Source organism: Halocynthiibacter styelae, from assembly GCF_016123485.1.
GTDB classification, from domain to species: Bacteria; Pseudomonadota; Alphaproteobacteria; order Rhodobacterales; family Rhodobacteraceae; genus Halocynthiibacter; species Halocynthiibacter styelae.
In genome coordinates this window covers 144,948-163,574 of sequence record NZ_JADCKQ010000001.1, presented here as the reverse complement: position 1 = coordinate 163,574, position 18,627 = coordinate 144,948, and the positions used below count along the sequence as shown (strand labels likewise).

Here is an 18,627-nt window from a genome sequence, read left to right as displayed (position 1 = left end):
CACGGGAGGGGGCTTCACCCCCACCCAGGGTCAGGGGCAGCCTTTTGTGTGTTGAGGCACGGTCACTTCAGGCCTTCGAGTTTGGACGGATCAAAGTCAGGACCTGGTTCCCAAGTTGTGCTCTCTTTGGAGTCTTTCACAACGACTCCCGCACTGATCAACAAATCTCTCATTTTGTCGGCAGTAGCAAAATCCTTTTGAAGCTTTGCTTCCGTACGTAGTGCAATTGCGTACTCTACCAGGTCGCTTGTTTCCGGTTCTGCCTGTCCTTCAAACCATTCAGCCGTTTCACCTGGCAATAGAAGTCCGAGAAGTTCCGCAGATTTGCGGAAGACGTGGGCATCGCCTGATTTGTATAGTTTTCTCAGAACGGTGATTGCTCCATGAGTGTTCAGGTCATCTGTAAGTGCTGAAACCACCTCTGCATGGGGTCCGCCCATCGGTTCCTCGATACTTCCCGCAAATGCACGCCAGCGTTCAAGCTCAGCCTTTGCTTCGCGTGCCTTTTCCTCAGTCCAGTCCATCGGCTTGCGATAATGGGTACTGAGGAAAACAAAGCGAATGACTTCGCCCGCAATGCCCTGATCCAGAAGGTCGCGCACAGTGAAGAAATTGCCCAGGCTCTTCGACATTTTCTTGCCTTCAACCTGCAGCATCTCATTGTGCAGCCAGAAATTCGCAAAACCCGCATCAGGATTGGCGCAGCAGCTCTGGGCGATCTCATTCTCGTGGTGCGGGAATTGCAGATCGTTGCCGCCGCCGTGGATGTCAAAACTCGCGCCCAGCAATTCATCCGCCATGGCAGAACATTCAATATGCCAGCCCGGACGGCCCCGGCCCCAGGGGCTGTCCCAACCGGGCAGCTCATCTGTGGAAGGCTTCCACAGCACGAAATCCATCGGGTTCTTTTTGTAAGGTGCAACCTCAACACGCGCACCGGCAATCATATCATCAACGGAACGGCCAGACAGCGCGCCGTATTCCTTGTAGCTTTCAACCGCAAAAAGCACATGGCCTTCGGCGGCATAGGCGTGACCCTTGGCAATCAGATCTTCAATCATTGTGACCATCTGCGCGATATATTCCGTCGCACGCGGCATGTGATCTGGCTCATCTGTGCCAAGTGCTGCCATGTCTTCCAGATACCAGGCGATGGTTTCATCACTGCGTTCCCGCACCAGGTCTTCCAGCGTGCCCGCAGCGCCCGCCTCTTTCCGGGCCATGGCGGTTGCATTGATCTTATCATCAACATCGGTGAAATTGCGCACATAAGTCACATTGTCCGGCCCGTATTTATAGCGCAGCAGACGGTTCAGCACGTCAAACACCACAACAGGGCGTGCGTTGCCAAGGTGGGCGCGGTCATAGACCGTCGGCCCACAGAGATACATGCGCACGTTTTCAGCATCAATCGGCGTAAAGACCTCTTTCTTGCGGGTCTTTGTATTATGCAGCTTAATCTCGGTCATATGTCCTCACAGCACCTTATGAATGCAAAACGGCCCAATTGGCCGCTGGCCTTGCGGCGGGACATATCAACTTCATTTCATGATGAAAACGACAAAGAACGCCCGCCTGACAATGTCAGCGGATAATGCAGGTGATAATGCAGATGTTCTTTTCCATGAGGGCGACCATAACCCGGCTCGCGCATATGTCCAGCGATAAATCGCGCCTTCATGTCGCAAGTATCACAGATTTTGATGTGACACCGATTTATTCCCCGTTTGACAAATCAGGCGCGCCATGGTCGCCTGGCAAAAACGCAATTCACGGGGACGGAACATGGATCTCTCAAAACGTATCACCGGGCTGACCGGCGACGGAGACGATGGCTGGGGCATTTTCATCAAGGCGCGGCGCATGAAAGCGGCAGGGAAACCTGTGCTTGAGCTGACGATTGGTGAACATGACGATCGCACGGAACAGATTATCCTGGACAAAATGCATGCCTCTGCCTCTGGTGGTCATACAGGCTATGCGATGGTGCCGGGCACGGATGCGCTGCGGGAAACCGTGGCAAAGCGGATTGAGGAACGCACGGGTGTTCCGACCAGTATTGATAACATCCTGATTACGCCTGGCGGGCAAAGCGCGCTTTTCGCGGCCCATTCCGCCGTTTGTGATCCTGGCGATGCGGCGATGTATATTGATCCTTACTATGCAACTTACCCTGGAACGATCCGCGGTGTTGGTGCGGTGCCGGTGCCGGTGCAGACGCGTTCATCCCTGGATTTCCAGCCCCAGGTTGACGATCTGGAAGCGGGCCTGACGCCGCAGGTTAATTCCCTGATGATCAACAGCCCGAACAACCCGACCGGTGTGGTTTATTCCCGCGAGACGCTGGAAAACATCACAGGTTTTGCAAAGAAACATGATCTCTGGCTGATCTCTGATGAAGTATACGACACGCAGATCTGGGAAGGTGAACATATCTCGCCCCGCGCCCTGCCCGACATGAAGGACCGCACGTTAGTTATTGGTTCTATGTCGAAATCTCATGCAATGACCGGGTCACGTTGTGGCTGGATCTGCGCCCCTGAAGGTGTGATTGCGAACCTGATCACCCTTGCCACCCATACCACATATGGCGTTGCCGGATTCATCCAGGATGCGGCGAAATTTGCGCTGGAACAGGGTGTTGATTTTGAAGAAAAGGTCGCAGCCCCCTTCCGCCGTCGTCGTGAAATTGCCAAACGCCTGATGAAAGGTCAGAATGCGGTTAAGCTGATCCCGGCGGGTGGTGCGATGTATCTGATGCTGGATATCCGGGCGACCGGCCTGTCAGGTGAAGATTTCGCCGAAGGCCTGCTGGACCAGGAATTGATCGCTGTCATGCCGGGCGAAAGCTTTGGTGCTGCGTCAAGCGGGCATATCCGGGTTGCGATGACCATCCCTGATGATCAGTTCGAAGACGCATTTGCGCGGCTTCTGAAATATGCGGCAGAAAAATAACAGTGCTGCCCGATTTCCGGCGCACCCACGCGCCGGAAGCCCATAGAAAGGCGATATGTTGTTTCAATTGCCTGAACATAAGGTGCTTTACGAGGCCCTGACAAAACGCGACCCAGCCTGGGATGGCCGGGCCTGGGTTTGCGTTTCCACCACCGGGATTTTCTGTCGGCTGAGCTGTCCGGCGCGTGATCCCAAACCTGAAAACTGTGCGTTTAAGCCTTCGGTCACGGAATGTATCGAAGCCGGTTTTCGCCCCTGTAAACGCTGTCATCCCCTGGGTGTTCTGTCGGATGATCCGATAATTGCGGATCTGGTGAAAGCGCTTGAGAAAGATCCGGCAAAGCGCTGGTATGAAAGCGATATTGCGCAGATCGGATATGATCCCTCCACTGTGCGGCGCAATTTCAAACGGGTCTTTGGTATGACCTTCCTTGAGATGGCGCGGCAACGGCGTCTGGCCATGGGTTTCACTACAATGGCTGAAGGCAGTCGCGTTATTGACGCACAGCTTGAAGCCGGATTTGAATCCCCCTCTGCATTTCGTGATGCATTTGCGCGGCTGACCGGCGTTGCACCAGGGGCGTTTCGTAAAGACGCGCTGTTGCAGGCGGACTGGTTCCAGACAGAACTTGGCCCGATGATCGCGGTGGCGGACAAGCGGCACCTGCATCTTCTGGAATTTGCGGACCGCAAGGCGTTGCCCACGGAGCTGAAACGCCTGATGAAGGATTGCCCAGGCGGGATTGGCTTTGGACGCCCCGCACCGATTGAACAGGTCAAAACAGAACTTGAGCTGTATTTCCAGGGGCAATCCGCCGTGTTCAGCACCCCGCTTGCGCCCCATGGCACAGCCTTTCAGAAAGACATCTGGGACGCATTGCGCAAGATACCGGCAGGCGAAATCCGCAGTTATTCCACGCTTGCAACGGATCTGGGCCGGCCAGAGGCGACACGCGCCGTTGCCCGTGCCAATGGCGCAAACTCCATTGCAATCCTTATTCCCTGTCATAGGGTAATGGGGGCAGACGGCAGCCTGACCGGCTATGGCGGTGGGATCTGGCGTAAGGAAAAACTGATTGAAATTGAAAAGAAATACGCATCGGAGACACGAGTATGAGCAAAGCTGAAACCTTCCGCGCCCTGCATCAGCCGGGCAATCCGTTTATTCTGGCCAATGCCTGGGATGTGGGATCTGCCCTGATGTTACAGGGGATGGGCGCGAAGGCGATTGCGACAAGTTCCGCTGCGCTCGCCTTTGCGCTTGGCACCCGCGATATGGGGCATATCACCCGCGACCAGGCGTTGGCCCATGCGCAGGATCTGATTGCCGTGCTGGATGTTCCACTGTCTGGTGATTTTGAAAACGGCTTTGGCGAAGATCCCGAAACCTGCGCCGAAACCGTGCGACTGGCAGCGGAAATTGGTCTGGCCGGGATTTGCATTGAAGACACCGCCCTGCCGGATGAGGCCCCATATGATTTTGATCTGGCGGTGGAACGCATCCGCGCCGCCGCATCTGCGGCCCGCGCCCTGCCCGGTGATTTCTTCTTTGTCGCCCGCGCCGACGGCGTTCTGACAGGGCAATATGATATGGATGAAGCGATCCGCCGTTTGCAGGCCTTTGAAGCTGCTGGTGCCGATGGGCTTTATGCGCCCGCGCCCGCCAACCCGCAGGATCTGAAGCGCATTTGTGACGCAGTGAATATCCCGGTGAATGCTCTGGCCGCTGGTCCCTGCACAAAACTGCCACTGTCGGAGTATGCCGCTGCGGGCCTTGCGCGGGTCTCTCTTGGATCGGCACTGGCCCGTGCCACCCATCGTATGATCCGTGATATTGGCATGGATATGCTGGAAAATGGTGATTTTTCAGCGCTTGGCAAAAGCATTTCCGGCGATGCCGTGGAGGATCTGATGTTTAAGTAAACAGCAGACACGCAAAATCCACCGCATGGGCCTTACCCGGCCTGTGCGGTTTTTCATTTGCTCATCATCTGGATCATCATTGCCGTTTATAAAAAGGCGGCGCCGCCATCCGGAACCCCACGATTCAGGGTTTTCACCCCTGTGTGAGAAAGCTTTTTCACGGTCCCTGGAGTGTTTTACGCTCCAATCAGGACGTTTCCGTTGGTGCAGGTCTGGTGGCCTGCTTTGTCATGACGCGGATTAAGATGCCTGTGATGGATTGAGAAAACGTGACACAAGCGTGCGCTGCCGCACAATCAACAGCTTCAAAAGTTTAGAAAACCAGTTTTCCGGTATTCCGGAAAACTGGTTTTTGCGTATTGCCAGCGGTAGCCAGAAACCAAATTCCCCAAAAAGAGACGAAAATTTCCTGAAAGCGACATCCTGTCGTAAACGCGCGGTCTGGCGTGAAAATTTAAGTGCAATTTTCATAGATCAACTGATTCAATACGGAGCCCGCCGTGGTCCATTGTCTTGACTGGAAAATCTCTCTGATCGTGATCACGATTGGTGCAGAACGGGGCCGCGCAGCACGCGGTCGCCCGGTTGTGGTGTAATTCACCCTTCCCTTTCCACCGATCAAACCGAGACAAAACATGACTGCAAAATCCTCCCGCCGTTCCGGTGGCCGCGCCGCCCGTAAAGCCCTTCGTGAAGCCCCAGTCGCAATGGAAGCCCGCTCCGTGCGCCCAGGCATGGAAAGCGCTACCCTGAAAGTTCTTTCCGACGAACAAATCAATATGATCCACGAAGCCGCAATTGAGGCGCTTGAAACCATTGGTTTCGCAGATGCGCCGCAATCCGGTGTGGATCACATGGTGCGTGTTGGCTGTATCCTTGGCGATGATGATCGCATCCGTATCCCACGCGCCGTTGTGGAAGACGCTCTGTCTAAAGCCTGCAAAGACGTCACCCTGTATGGTCGTGACCCAAAGCATGACATGCATCTGAACGGTCACCGCGTACATTTTGGCACTGCCGGTGCCGCCGTTAGCCTTGTGGATGTGGAAACCGAAGAATATCGCGATTGCGGCGTGCAGGATCTGCACGATGCCGCCAAAATCGCCGATCGCCTGGACAATATTCACTTCCTACAGCGCCCGATGGTCTGCCGCGATATTCCGGACAATTTCGAGATGGATATGAACTCCATCTACGCCACAGTTTCAGGCACCACCAAGCACGTTGGCGTGTCTTTCACTGAACCTGACTATGTCGATGGCGGCTTTGATATGCTGCATATGGTTGCCGGTGGCGAAGAAGAATGGCGCGCGCGTCCCTTTGTGTCCAACTCCAACTGTTTTGTGGTACCTCCGATGAAATTCGCGACTGAAAGCTGCGAAGTCATGGAAAAAGTCATTGAAGGTGGCATGCCTGTTCTGTTGCTGTCTGCGGGCATGGCCGGTGCAACGACACCTTCCACCGTTGCCGGTGCTGTGGTGCAATCGGTTGCAGAATGTCTGGCTGGTATTGTTTACGTGAACGCTGTGAAACCTGGTGCGCCTGCAATCATGGGCACATGGCCTTTCGGCCTTGATCTGCGCTCTGGTGCGATGACGGGCGGATCAGGCGAGCAGGCTTTGCAAACCGCTGCTTGTGCGCAGATGCATAAGTTCTACGGACTGCCAGGGGGTGCGCCTGCCGGTATGACCGACGCAAAACTACCTGACATGCAGGCGGGTTGGGAAGCCATGGCGTCTAATGTGATGGGCGGTCTGTCAGGCCTGAACATGGTGTATGAATCCGCGGGTATGCATGCATCCCTGCTGGGCTTCTGTCATGAAAGCCTGATCCTTGGCGATGACATCATTGGCCATGCGCTGCGTTGTGTGCGCGGGATTGAGGTTGATGATGTGACCATGGCGCTGGACCAGATGCGTGAAGTTTGCCTGGGCGGGCCTGGCCATTACCTGGGCACCGATGCCACGCTGGCCCGAATGGAAAGCGATTACGTCTATCCGAAGACCGCAGAACGCCTGTCCCCGAAAGAATGGGCTGAGGTTGGCAAACCGAACCTTGTGAAAGCGGCGACGAAGAAGAAAGAAGAAATTCTGTCAGAACCGTCCCGCGCCGCGCTGGATCCGGCTCTGGATCAGGAGATCCGTGCAAAGTTCAAAATCCACCTCGGATAAGCGGGATATCCGCAAATAATCTTACACAAAGAACCACCCGCTTCCGATCCGGAAGCGGGTGGTTCTATTTACAGGGTTATTTAAGTGACCGGTACAATTTCAATATTGAAATCCAACTCGATCAGGGGATCAACCAGATCAGGGTACCCGGTCGCCCCGAAAGCGCGTCTGTCAAAGCTTCCGCGTATATTCAGAACAGAGGTTTCCCCGGAATTACGACCATCGCGCAGCAATGACACCGTCAGTTCAAGCGGCTGGATGACCCCACGCAACATAAAGTCACCTTCCATCCGCACCCCTTCATTCACCTTCTGAACCCGCCGGCTTTCGAAACGCGCCGTTGGATAGGCATCCGTATCCAGAACCTTCCGTTCACGCAGGGCAGAGGTCGCCAGGAAATTTCCGGCCCGGGACCGTGATACGTCGAAACTCACCTGAACAATGGCCTGTTCCGGCGCATCCAGATCCAGCAGCAAAGCGGCGGATTGTATGGGGATGTACCCCTGCATTTCCCGCCCGGCCAACTGATAGGAAAAATCTGCGCGCCCGGAACTGACAATCCTATAGGGCTGATTTTCCGCGACACCGGGAACCGTTGTAAGGCTGAACAGCATTCCTGCGAAAGACAGTAACCGCGCAACACGCGCGGCAGAACAGGCTTTTTTTCTGAGAGTATAAATCATATCGCAGTATGTCGCCCGGCGATCAACAATCGCAACACACAAAACCGTGCCCGAATTGCGATGCATACCGTCAGATAAAAGCGACACATTTTGGCGTTTTTTTACATGCTACCTTCTGATTCCGCGTCAAAGTGCAGGTAAGTTCAGAAAATTTACGGGAGGTTCGTGATGAAAACTCATACCAGAGTATGTGTGATTGGTGGCGGAGTGGTTGGCTGTTCGGTGCTGTACCACCTGACCAAACTTGGTTGGTCCGATGTGTTGCTGCTGGAACGTTCGGAACTGACATCCGGTTCAACCTGGCATGCTGCGGGTGGTTTCCACACGATTAACGGCGACACCAATATGGCCGCTTTGCAGGGCTATACCATCCGTCTTTACAAAGAGCTGGAAGAAATCACCGGCATGTCCTGCGGGCTGCACCATGTGGGCGGTGTGACCATTGCCGACACCCAGGAACGTATGGATATGCTGAAGGCGGAACGCGCCAAGCACCGCCATATGGGCCTGGATACGGAAATTCTGTCACCGGAAGAAATCGCTAAAATCGCCCCTGCCACCAACGTCGAAGGTATTCTTGGCGGGCTGTATGATCCACTGGATGGCCACCTTGACCCATCCGGCACGACACATGCCTATGCACGCGCTGCGAAAATGGGCGGGGCCGAGATTGAAACCCATTGTATGGTGAAAGAAACCAACCAGCTGCCGGATGGCACCTGGGAAGTTGTCACCGACAAGGGCACCGTGATTGCGGAACATATCGTTAATGCGGGCGGTCTCTGGGCGCGTGAAGTTGGTGAGATGGCCGGGGTTTACCTGCCGCTGCACCCGATGGAACACCAGTATATCGTCACCGATGATATACCAATGATCTATGAGGCGGATAAAGAACATCCGCATGTTATGGATCCGGCGGGCGAAAGCTATCTGCGCCAGGAAGGGCGTGGGCTGTGTATCGGGTTTTATGAACAACCCTGCCGCCCCTGGGCTGTGGATGGCACACCGTGGAAATTTGGCCATGAACTTTTGCCGGATGACTTTGATAAAATTGAGGATTCCATCGAATTCGCCTACAAACGCTTCCCGGCCCTTGCCGAGGTTGGTGTTAAATCTGTGATCCACGGGCCGTTTACTTTTGCGCCGGATGGCAACCCGCTGGTCGGGCCTGTGCCGGGCAAGAAGAACTACTGGTCTGCCTGTGGTGTCATGGCTGGTTTCAGCCAGGGCGGCGGCGTTGGCCTGACCCTGGCGCAATGGATGATCGAAGGTGAACCGGAACGCGATGTTTTCGCCATGGATGTGGCGCGTTTTGGCAAATGGATCACCCCCGGTTATACCCTGCCGAAGGTGATTGAGAACTATCAGAACCGTTTCTCTGTGGTTTATCCGAATGAGGAATTGCCCGCCGCGCGTCCCATGAACACAACGCCGATGTATGACATCCAGAAGGAAATGGGTGCGGTATATGGGCAGCAAAACGGGCTTGAGGTCGCGAATTACTTCGCTGAAGGTGACGAGCCTCGCTATGAAACCCCGTCTTTCCGCCGTTCAAACGCCTTTGACGCCACCGCGCGTGAGGTGAAGGCTGTGCGTGAGGCTGTTGGAATCAATGAAGTTCAGAACTTTGGCAAATACGATGTAAAGGGCCCGAATGCCCGTGCCTGGCTGAACAAAATCATGGCGGGTCGCGTGCCTAAAATTGGCCGTCTGTCCCTGACACCGATGCTGGCCAATTCCGGGCGTCTGATTGGTGATTTCACCATGTCTTGCCTTGCGGAAGATCATTTCCAGCTGACCGCATCTTATGGCGCGCAGGATTTCCATACACGGTGGTTTGAACAGCACGAAGAAGATGGCGTGACCGTCGAAAACATCTCTGACCGTCGCACAGGTTTCCAGATTGCAGGACCGAATGCCCGCAAGGTTCTGGAAGCTGTGACACGGGCGGATGTGTCTGCGGATGCGTTCAAATTCCTCGATGTAAAACAAATCACTATCGGCATGTCTTCATGCATTGTGCAGCGTGTCAGCTATACCGGTGATCTGGGGTATGAGATCTATACAGACACGATGAACCAGCGCGCGCTGTGGAATACCCTGTGGAATGAAGGCCAGAAACACGGCATGAAACCGTTCGGCATGCGGGCGATGATGTCGCTGCGTCTGGATAAATTCTTTGGCTCCTGGCTGTCTGAATTTTCACCTGATTACACTGCCGGTGAAACCGGGCTTGACCGGTTCATTAGCTTTAAGAAACCAGATGATTTCATCGGGCGTGCCGCAGCTGAAAAGGAAAAAGCCGAAGGGTCTGCCCGTACGCTTGTAGCCTTTGAAGTGGATGCCACCGATTGCGACGTACATGCGTATGAACCGGTCTGGATCAATGGCGAAGTTCAGGGGTTCTGCACATCCGGCGGCTACAGCCATTATGCGCAGAAATCCATCGCTATGGCCCTGATCCCCACTGATCTGGCCGGTGAAGGCAATGAGGCCGAGATCGAGATCCTGGGTCATATGCGCAAAGCCCGCCAGATCGTCACCCCACTGTTTGACGCAGATGGCGCACGGATGCGCGGCTAAAACGATAAAGGGCACCCACAGCGGGTGCCCTTTTCAACTGTTTTAAGACATTGTGTCAGCAGCGGGAAATCAGCACTGCTTCGTGTTTTTTCAGAACCTTGCGGGCGGCGGGATAGACATCCGCAGTATCCCCCGATTGCAGTTCAGGAAAGAGTTCAAAAAGTTCCCGACGCTGCGCGTTATCAATACCTCTTAACGTGTAGTCCCCGGGCTGGAAACTTTCTGTCCAGATCCCATCCGCCAGAACAATTTCGTGCTGATCAAACATAAAATGAATATAGGTAACCTCATCCGGGGTGACACGGCTGACGCCTTTACGACCCACAAGATGTTTGCAGGACGCAAGAACTTCGTGTTCTTCAAAGTACAGCGCTGTGACTTCATTCGAAATCAGAACCCGATGATTTGGGCTTAACAGCATATCCCTTTGCGGCAGGCCCTTGCCCAGGCTACCCGCCTGGATTTCAACAGGGCGCAGCTGCATACGTTCCGAAATCTTTTTCCCACACAGCGTCTTCGATCCGATCCAGCGGATTTCCTGTACGCCATTGTCACGTGTGATCACCTGATCTCCGACCTTCAGGGTTTCAACCGGAACTTCCCCGGAAAGCGTGCAGATAAGCGTGCCAGGGGTGAAACAGGGAATAACGGACTCAAATTCGAAATCAATCGGGCCAACACCAATAACGCCTGCGCGGAAATAGTCGTCGCCATTGTCATGAATGATCTCAATGCTCATGATCGGGCCGGGAATTGTCACGGTGATCGTATCCGGCGCCCCTGAACCTTCGACCCCCGGGCTGACATTTCCTTCGGCTTCAACGCTGTTTCCGGACACAACGTGATTTGCCGTCAGATCAGAAAAAGTCACCGGAACGATGTTGCCGAAAGCATCCCGTGCGATCACGGTTATCTGATCATCCCAGGCCCCGGCCCCGGCATCCACGTCAAATATTTCAAAACTGACATCAGAAACATTCTCACCAAATGTAATCAATGCTGATGTGGGTTCCTGAACAGATGAGCTTTTTAAGGCATCCCCGTTCAGAGAAAATGAGCGGCCAGCATTTGTTGGCGTGGATACAGTGACATCAACGCTGTCTGTTCCGTCTGTATAAGTTGTCGACCCGTCAGCGCCTGTATCGCTGAAATCGAGCGTAAAATCGGCCATTCCGTATACCCTGTTCTTGCTCACTGTTAAAAATACGACAGATCGCAATTGGTTAAGCGCAGGTTTTTCCGCGCAGATTACGTTAAACAATTAAGAGAGAGGCCCTACCTGCACTTCCGAGAACACATCAGAACTGCATACCTTCAAACGATACGAACCGGCCTTACCGTACAAACCTAAATACAATCAGAATATTAAAATATGCCCCCAATCCCCCGGGGCAACTGATCGCATTCAAATCGAATGAATACATACTGAGGGTTAAGAGACGAAAAACAAAGAAAAAAAAACAAAACCGATTTTTGTGGTACCGATACAGATTGCCGGTAATTTGTTTAATGTCCGGCATCTGAAGGTTCTGCAGACACCTTCAAAGTCATGGGCACTTCCCGTCACATCGAGCAACCTTAAACCTTTGTAATTAAGGTATTTTAGTAAATCACCTCAGATCAGATCCGCAATTTCAGGCCTTACATTTCCAACCAGGCTGCACATCAAAAACAATTCAAATTGTTCAGGGCAATCTGACGCAGGACCTGCCGTAAAATACAGGTTCAGGGCGGAACCACCAACACATTCATTGTGAACAATCACGCAACAATAGGAATAACAGCGGTAACGATGTTGATTTTATAAACAATTACCCTTTTCAAAACGAATCAAATTGGAATATTAACCAATTGCAACCCGACCAGCTGTAAGCCAGATTGTGCTTCCAGCCCCGACAGTCACCCCGTTCATCACCTCACGGCTTACAGATATCTCCTGGCCATCCGCGAAAACCAGCCGCGTGTTTTGCGCATTCTCACCCGCAATCCGGACTGGCGCAGAAAAATCTGCATTGTGTTGCCCGGGATCATTCATCGTAAGCAGGATATGTTCAGGCAGCAGCCGGAAGACCACAGCCGGATCCGCCCCAGCCTGTGGCTGCTGTGAAATGGTGCGTTCCTGCCCTTCAGCATTCTTGCGCACATAGCCTTTCAGCCAGGGCAGCGCATCTACCGGGCCGGAAATACGGCCTGCATTCACCTGGAAGCTGCGGTCAGCCAGGCGTGCGACTTCGCCTTTGTCGTGACTGACAAAAAGCGCCGGGCAACCCGTCTGTGCAAGCACCTTCTGCATTCTGGGGATCAGTCGGTCTTTCTGCTGCGGATCCAGGCCTGTCAGGGGTTCATCCAGCAAAAGCAATTCGGGTCTGGCCGCAAGAGCGCGGGCCAGAGCAACACGCTGACGTTCACCACCAGACAGCACCGTGGCCGGGCGATCCATAAGCGGGACCAGGTCCAGGATATCAAGGATTTCCTGCATCGCCAGGCCAGCCATCGTTTCGCCATGCCCCCAGCGTTGCGCATAGGTGATGTTTTCGCGCACGGACATATGGTCAAACAGCCGGATGTCCTGAAATACAAAGCCGATGCGACGCTTACGGGCGATGACTTTTTGCCTGCGCCCGTCTTGCCAGTCCTGCCCGCGAAACCGGATTGTCCCCTCACAAGGATCCAGCCCGGCAATCGCGCGCAGCAGGCTTGATTTCCCGCTGGCACTGCGGCCGACCAAGGCTGTGATGCCAGTAAGGGGAATGTCGCAGGCCATCTGCAGATCAAACCCTGCCCGGCTGAGGCGAATATCGACGTTCAACATATCCATCAGCGCCGCTCTCGTCCCAGAAAATAGGTCAGAGTCAGCGCAAGGAAAGAGGCAATCAGCAGACCAAAGGACAGAAGATACGCACCGCTGTAATCCAGCGTTTCAACACGGTTGAAGATCTCAATCGAAATGACACGGGTTTCGCCGGGGATATTGCCGCCGACCATGAGGACAATGCCAAACTCCCCCAGGGTATGCGCAAAACTAAGGACCGCAGCTGAGATAAACCCGCGTTTTGACAGGGGCAGCACGACAGATACAAAGGCCCGCAAAGGGGATGCGCCCAGGGTGGTTGCGACTTCGCGTGGGGCAAGACCCACGGTCTGAAAAGCCGTGCGCAGGGGCTGTACGGCGAAAGGCAGGGAATAAATCACAGAGGCCAGCAAAAGGCCTGAGAATGAAAAGGCCAGAGTTTCCCCTGTCAGCGCGACCCAGCCGCGCCCCAATGGTGCCGTCGGGTTCATGAACACCAGCAGGTAGAACCCGATGACGGTTGGCGGCAGAACCAGTGGCAGGGTGACGATGGCCTCAACCAGCGGCCGGATGCGCAGGCGCGTCACCGTCAGCCACCAGGCCAGCGGCGTTGCGATCACCATCAGGATCAGCGTGCTGAAAAAGGCCAGCCGCAGGGTCAGGGAAATCGCGGGCCAGACCTCAGAGAATGCCACATTCATTCCGTGGCCTCCTGCACCGGCTGATAGCCATTGAGTTTAAGAAGGAACGTGCCCTCATCAGACAGGATCAGGTCCAGAAAAGCCTGCGCGTCTGGTGAGATCAGCGCGGCAAATTGCAGAACTTCGTTTTCAGGTGCAGGCAATGTCGTGAGCACAGAGTCAGGGTGCAATCCCTTAACCTCTTTCGCAACAGAGCGGGAGACCAGGGCAAAATCCACGTTACCGGACGCAAAGAGCCCCGCAGCGGCGGAAACATTGGCACCAGAGACAAGACCAGCCGTTTCAGGCGTGATGTTCAGAACCTCAAGAACGCGCAATGCTGCCTGCCCATAGGGTGCAACATCCGGGTCGGCGATGGCGATGCGCTGATCCGCAAGGTCATCAAGGCCACCCCATGCACGGTGCAGAAGCACAAGTTCGCCCTGGGCGTAAGCCTGTGGTTCCGGGGCCAGTCCCAGATCAGTAAGTCGTTGCGGGCGCTCATGATCGGCGGACAGAAACAGATCCACCGGCGCACCATTGGCGATCTGGGCGAACAGCGTGCCGGAAGACCCATTGATCAGGATCACGCGCTGCCCGGTCCTCAGTTCATGCAGTTCTGACAGCCCCCGGGCGGCGTTAAGGAAATTCGATGCCACAGCCACACGCAAAGCCCGTTCTTCCGCCATGGCGGACCCTGCTGCCATAAGCAAAGGCAGCGCCAAAAGCAGGCGGCGTGTCATCTGAAAGCTGTGTTTCATAGTGGCATAAAGCACCGCTGCTGACGTGAATGCAAGCCGGTCCAACGGATTAATAAAGCTCTGCCGCACGGAGTTCATAGGCGCGTACAATACGCTGCATGGCCTCATTAAAGACCACGCCAATCAGTTTCTGCAAAACCATGTTTTTGAATTCAAAATCCACAAAGAATTCAACCTTGCAGCCGCCCTGATCCAGATCGGTAAACTGCCACCAGGATTTCAGGTATTTGAACGGCCCGTCGAGATATTCCATCTCTATGCGGTCACGATCCGGCCAGAGATGCACGCGGCTGCCAAAGCGTTCCCGGAACACCTTAAAGGAAATCACCAGATCCGCTTCCATCACCTCGGCGTTTTCGCCAGTAATGGGTTTGCGTGACCGGATGCGCGCGGCGGAACACCAGGGCAGGAATTTCGGATAAGACCCGACATCCGCCACCAGATCATACATCTGTTGCGCGGTGTAAGGCAGGTTTCTTGTATCACTGTGCTTTGGCATGGCGCGTATTTAATGCGCTGCCTGAAAATATGCCAGGGCAAAATCGACGCAATCGCACTGTTGTTATCCGGCGTCTTTGACCAGATGATCAGGGAGAACGCTTGACCCCTGCCCGCCTCACTGTTTACGAAGCAGCGGACATTAACGCCAGCACCCCGGAAGGACACCCTGTGAGCAAGCCAGGCCCTGAATATGTCATCGATCAGATGATCTCTGCCAAATCCATCGCTGCCCGGATCGAAGATCTGGCCTGTGAAATTAAAGAGGAATTCAGCGACACGGATAAACTGGTGGTGGTTGGTCTGCTGCGCGGATCCTTTGTTTTTATTGCGGATCTGGTGCGCGAACTGGACCTGCCGGTAGAGGTGGATTTCCTTGAGGCGTCTTCTTATGGCGACGGCATGGAAAGCTCCCGCGAGGTGCGCATTCTGAAAGACCTGCGTGGTGAAATCGGCGGGCGTGATGTGCTGCTGGTGGAGGACATCGTTGACACAGGCTTTACCCTGAAACATGTGACGGCGCTTCTGAAAACCCGCAAACCCCAAAAACTGCGCACAATCGCCCTGCTGGACAAACCGTCACGTCGCGAAGTTGAGATTAAAGCAGACTGGACCGGCTTTGAAATCCCGGATGAATTTGTTGTCGGCTATGGCATCGACTATGCCCAACGCAACCGGAACCTGGGCTATATCGGTAAAGTCCGTTTCGTCTGAAACAATAAAACCCTGATACAAAAAAGCCGGCGGGATCACACCGCCGGCTTTTGCGTTTCAATTGGCGCAAATCAGAATTCGTAGCGCACAGAAATTTCGGTCGTGCTGGTGTTGCCATCATCATCATCGATGTAGTTGGCCTCAGCAACGAAACCGTTCCAGATTTCATATGATGCACCCAGGCTGTACACAGTGCTGCCTGAACCATCATTCAGAGACAGAACTTCGGCACTGACCTCAAGGCGATCTGTGATGTCATAATCCACCCAGCCGCGCACATGGTTGCCGGAGAAAAAGTCTGTATCACCAAAGCTCACACCATAGCCGAACTTATTGATCTGCCCTTCGACCCCGATGGTCCAGACATCCACAGCTGAACCGGAGGCATCAATACGCTCAAAACCGGCAAAAGCATCCAGCTCACCTGTGCTGGACAGACCAGGCATACTGTGACGCACAGCGACCGCAAACGCATCAACTGAGGGCGATCCCGAAGTTGAGAGACTGTTGTAGGATACACCAACCTTTGTATTACCAAAGGCACCATCCCAACGCAGGCCAATATTGTCTGCGCCTGCCCCGGACTGGAGCAATACCTGTTTCATATAGCTGCCGCCAATACCGGGCAACTGCAGGTCAAACAGGCTACTTCCCAGGATCTGACGCTCTGGCAGATACCCATTGTCCAGTACGCTTCGGGTCATACCCGCAGAAATCATGTGATCGCCGAAGCTGTATGTTATCGCCGGATAGAGTTCGGAGCGGGTATTCCCGTCGACGTGCAACGCGTCAATACCAAGTGAGACACCGAAATTCCCGATCAGATTATGATGGGCAAAATTTGCGTCCATGCGGCCGAAGTTTTCATCAAATCCGTCGCCGTTGAGATCCGAATATTCAATGTAGCCCGACATTTCGAAACCTGCTGGCAGGCTTTGTGCGAAACTGGCCGAAGGGATTACCCCTGCGATCACCAACGCTGATGCAATAATTTTTTGCATGTTCATTCCTCTATTTAATTTGATCAGGATGCCCTGAAGACAGAAGTAACAAACAAGAGAACTCTTTAAATTAATGGCGGGATTATAGGGTATTTCGCTATTTTAATATAGCATAAAAAAATCGCAGGAAGGTCCTGCGATTTTGCATGATGTAATTTTTCAGCTGTCGGGATTACAGCCCCAGTTTTTCCAGACGTGCAGTACGCAATTGCGCAAAATCATCACCGGCGTGATAGCTGGACCGGGTCAGCGGTGTGGCGGACACCATCAGGAACCCTTTGCCATAAGCTGCAGTTTCATAGGATTTGAACTCTTCCGGGGTCACGAAACGATCGACCGCGTGATGCTTTGGCGTTGGCTGCAGGTATTGACCGATAGTCAGAAAATCAATGTCAGCTGCGCGCATGTCTTCCATGACCTGCAAAACCGCCTGACGGCCTTCGCCCAGACCAACCATAATGCCGGATTTGGTGAACATGGATGGGTCCAGTTCCTTCACCCGCTGCAACAGACGCAGGGAATGGAAATAGCGCGCGCCAGGGCGTACCTCGGGATACAGGCCAGGCACGGTTTCCAGGTTGTGGTTAAACACATCGGGTTTGGCCGCGACAACGACTTCCAGTGCTTCGGGCGCACAGCGGATGAAATCCGGCGTCAGAATTTCGATGGTAGTGCTTGGCGATTGCTGGCGCACCGCCCGGATGGTCTGGGCGAAATGTTCGGCACCCCCATCTTTCACATCATCCCGGTCCACGGATGTAATCACCACATGGTTCAGGCCAAGCTTTTTCACCGCAGACGCCACGCGCCCGGGTTCAAACACATCCAGTGCCTCTGGTGGTTTGCCTGTCGCAATATTACAGAAGGTACAGGCCCGCGTGCAGACCTCACCCATGATCATCATAGTGGCATGACCCTGCGACCAGCATTCACCAACGTTGGGGCAGCCTGCTTCTTCACAAACGGTCACCAGGCCATTGTCACGCATGATCTTATGGGTATCCGCATAGCCTTTGCCACCCGGTGCTTTGACCCGGATCCAATCCGGCTTTTTCAACCGCACACTGTCGGGGTTTTTGGCTTTTTCGGGGTGGCGTTCGGCCGGAATTTTGAGATCACGCATATCTGGCATCCTTACAGGGCTTCCCTAACAGGTAGCGAAGATCTGCCAGATTTACCAGAGGCCGCGCAAAGATTAACCCCCTGCGGCACAGAGGCGATTGAACGACACTTAGAATCGTTTTAAGTAGCTTCGCGAAACATATGGTCAGCTCTCGCCAGACCTTAACAATTACATAGGAGTTTCCGATGAAATCCGGACAACAACTGCCAGAAGTGACCTTCAAAACCCGCGTACGTGACGAAGCCATTGGCGGCGACAACCCGTTCCGCTGGGAAGACAAAACCACCGCTGACTACTTTAAAGGTAAGCGCGTTGTGCTGTTCTCCCTGCCAGGTGCATTCACCCCGACCTGCTCTACTTACCAGCTGCCAGGCTATGAAAACGGCTTTGCTGATTTCCAGGCACAGGGCATCGACGGCATCTACTGCATGTCCGTGAACGACAGCTTTGTGATGAACAAATGGGCGCAGGACCAGAAGATCGCAAATGTTGACGTCATTCCTGACGGCTGTGGCGAATTCACCCGCAAAATGGGCATGCTGGTTGAGAAAAGCAACCTGGGCTTTGGCATGCGCTCCTGGCGTTATGCCGCTGTCATCAACGACGGCGTTGTAGAAGCATGGTTCGAAGAGCCAGGCCTTGCCGACAACCACGGCGAAGATCCATATGGTGAATCCTCCCCTGAAACTGTTCTGAACTGGCTGAAAGAAAGCGCATAAGCTTTTGTTCATTCAATAGAAAAGG

At 54.1% G+C, this 18,627-nt stretch carries 17 protein-coding genes; 7 read left to right on the top strand and 10 right to left on the bottom strand.

The window, feature by feature from the left end; all coding sequences use genetic code 11:
• Positions 1-62: 62 nt before the first annotated feature.
• Positions 63-1,469: a cysteine--tRNA ligase gene (gene cysS / locus H1D41_RS00795; protein ID WP_228847126.1), complete on the bottom strand. Its 1,407-nt coding sequence runs from the start codon at positions 1,467-1,469 to the stop codon at positions 63-65.
• A 316-nt stretch (positions 1,470-1,785) separates the two neighbouring features.
• Between cysS and H1D41_RS00790 the strand changes: the two genes are divergently transcribed.
• From H1D41_RS00790 to H1D41_RS00780, 3 genes are read left to right on the top strand one after another with little or no spacing between them, the layout of a single operon-like run.
• Positions 1,786-2,955, top strand: a complete 1,170-nt coding sequence (locus H1D41_RS00790; RefSeq protein ID WP_228847125.1) for a pyridoxal phosphate-dependent aminotransferase — start codon at positions 1,786-1,788, stop codon at positions 2,953-2,955.
• A gap of 55 nt (positions 2,956-3,010) precedes the next feature.
• Positions 3,011-4,072, top strand: a complete 1,062-nt coding sequence (locus H1D41_RS00785; RefSeq protein WP_228847124.1) for a bifunctional transcriptional activator/DNA repair enzyme AdaA — start codon at positions 3,011-3,013, stop codon at positions 4,070-4,072.
• On the top strand, positions 4,069-4,878 hold the full coding sequence (locus H1D41_RS00780; protein ID WP_228847123.1) for an isocitrate lyase/PEP mutase family protein: 810 nt from the start codon (positions 4,069-4,071) through the stop codon (positions 4,876-4,878). The genes H1D41_RS00785 and H1D41_RS00780 overlap by 4 nt, the downstream gene beginning before the upstream one ends.
• 240 nt (positions 4,879-5,118) lie before the next feature.
• Here the strand turns inward: H1D41_RS00780 and H1D41_RS00775 are convergent, their stop codons facing one another.
• On the bottom strand, positions 5,119-5,349 hold the full coding sequence (locus H1D41_RS00775) for a hypothetical protein (protein ID WP_228847122.1): 231 nt from the start codon (positions 5,347-5,349) through the stop codon (positions 5,119-5,121).
• Positions 5,350-5,513: 164 nt separating this feature from the next.
• Here H1D41_RS00775 and H1D41_RS00770 point away from each other — a divergent pair, with 164 nt between their 5' ends.
• Positions 5,514-7,049: a trimethylamine methyltransferase family protein gene (locus tag H1D41_RS00770; RefSeq protein ID WP_228847121.1), complete on the top strand. Its 1,536-nt coding sequence runs from the start codon at positions 5,514-5,516 to the stop codon at positions 7,047-7,049.
• A gap of 80 nt (positions 7,050-7,129) precedes the next feature.
• On the opposite strand, the gene H1D41_RS18360 is transcribed toward H1D41_RS00770, so the two are convergent.
• Entirely contained in the window at positions 7,130-7,819 is a 690-nt protein-coding gene (locus H1D41_RS18360) for a YceI family protein (RefSeq protein ID WP_228847120.1), read from the bottom strand.
• Positions 7,820-7,900: 81 nt separating this feature from the next.
• Between H1D41_RS18360 and H1D41_RS00760 the strand changes: the two genes are divergently transcribed.
• Positions 7,901-10,315: a GcvT family protein gene (locus H1D41_RS00760; protein WP_228847119.1), complete on the top strand. Its 2,415-nt coding sequence runs from the start codon at positions 7,901-7,903 to the stop codon at positions 10,313-10,315.
• Positions 10,316-10,370: 55 nt separating this feature from the next.
• On the opposite strand, the gene H1D41_RS00755 is transcribed toward H1D41_RS00760, so the two are convergent.
• The 5 genes from H1D41_RS00755 to H1D41_RS00735 all read right to left on the bottom strand — a co-directional run bounded on the left by H1D41_RS00755 (position 10,371) and on the right by H1D41_RS00735 (position 15,046).
• A complete protein-coding gene (locus H1D41_RS00755; RefSeq protein WP_228847118.1) occupies positions 10,371-11,486 on the bottom strand; it encodes a Hint domain-containing protein in 1,116 nt (371 codons plus the stop codon).
• Between the two features lie 672 nt (positions 11,487-12,158).
• On the bottom strand, positions 12,159-13,133 hold the full coding sequence (locus tag H1D41_RS18440; protein WP_394355371.1) for an ATP-binding cassette domain-containing protein: 975 nt from the start codon (positions 13,131-13,133) through the stop codon (positions 12,159-12,161).
• Entirely contained in the window at positions 13,133-13,807 is a 675-nt protein-coding gene (gene modB / locus H1D41_RS00745; protein WP_228847117.1) for a molybdate ABC transporter permease subunit, read from the bottom strand. The genes H1D41_RS18440 and modB overlap by 1 nt, the downstream gene beginning before the upstream one ends.
• On the bottom strand, positions 13,804-14,547 hold the full coding sequence (modA, locus tag H1D41_RS00740; protein ID WP_228847116.1) for a molybdate ABC transporter substrate-binding protein: 744 nt from the start codon (positions 14,545-14,547) through the stop codon (positions 13,804-13,806). Before modA ends, modB begins: the two co-directional genes overlap by 4 nt.
• A gap of 49 nt (positions 14,548-14,596) precedes the next feature.
• Positions 14,597-15,046: a type II toxin-antitoxin system RatA family toxin gene (locus H1D41_RS00735; RefSeq protein ID WP_228847115.1), complete on the bottom strand. Its 450-nt coding sequence runs from the start codon at positions 15,044-15,046 to the stop codon at positions 14,597-14,599.
• Positions 15,047-15,252: 206 nt separating this feature from the next.
• Between H1D41_RS00735 and hpt the strand changes: the two genes are divergently transcribed.
• Positions 15,253-15,759, top strand: a complete 507-nt coding sequence (gene hpt, locus H1D41_RS00730) for a hypoxanthine phosphoribosyltransferase (protein ID WP_107496195.1) — start codon at positions 15,253-15,255, stop codon at positions 15,757-15,759.
• A gap of 71 nt (positions 15,760-15,830) precedes the next feature.
• Here hpt and H1D41_RS00725 read toward each other — a convergent pair whose 3' ends face one another.
• Positions 15,831-16,760, bottom strand: coding sequence for a hypothetical protein (locus H1D41_RS00725; RefSeq protein WP_228847114.1), 930 nt, complete (start codon positions 16,758-16,760; stop codon positions 15,831-15,833).
• 172 nt (positions 16,761-16,932) lie between these two features.
• Positions 16,933-17,883, bottom strand: coding sequence for a lipoyl synthase (gene lipA / locus H1D41_RS00720; RefSeq protein WP_228847113.1), 951 nt, complete (start codon positions 17,881-17,883; stop codon positions 16,933-16,935).
• Between the two features lie 185 nt (positions 17,884-18,068).
• Between lipA and H1D41_RS00715 the strand changes: the two genes are divergently transcribed.
• Complete coding sequence (locus H1D41_RS00715; RefSeq protein WP_228847112.1) at positions 18,069-18,602, top strand: peroxiredoxin; 534 nt, start codon at positions 18,069-18,071, stop codon at positions 18,600-18,602.
• Positions 18,603-18,627 lie beyond the last annotated feature (25 nt).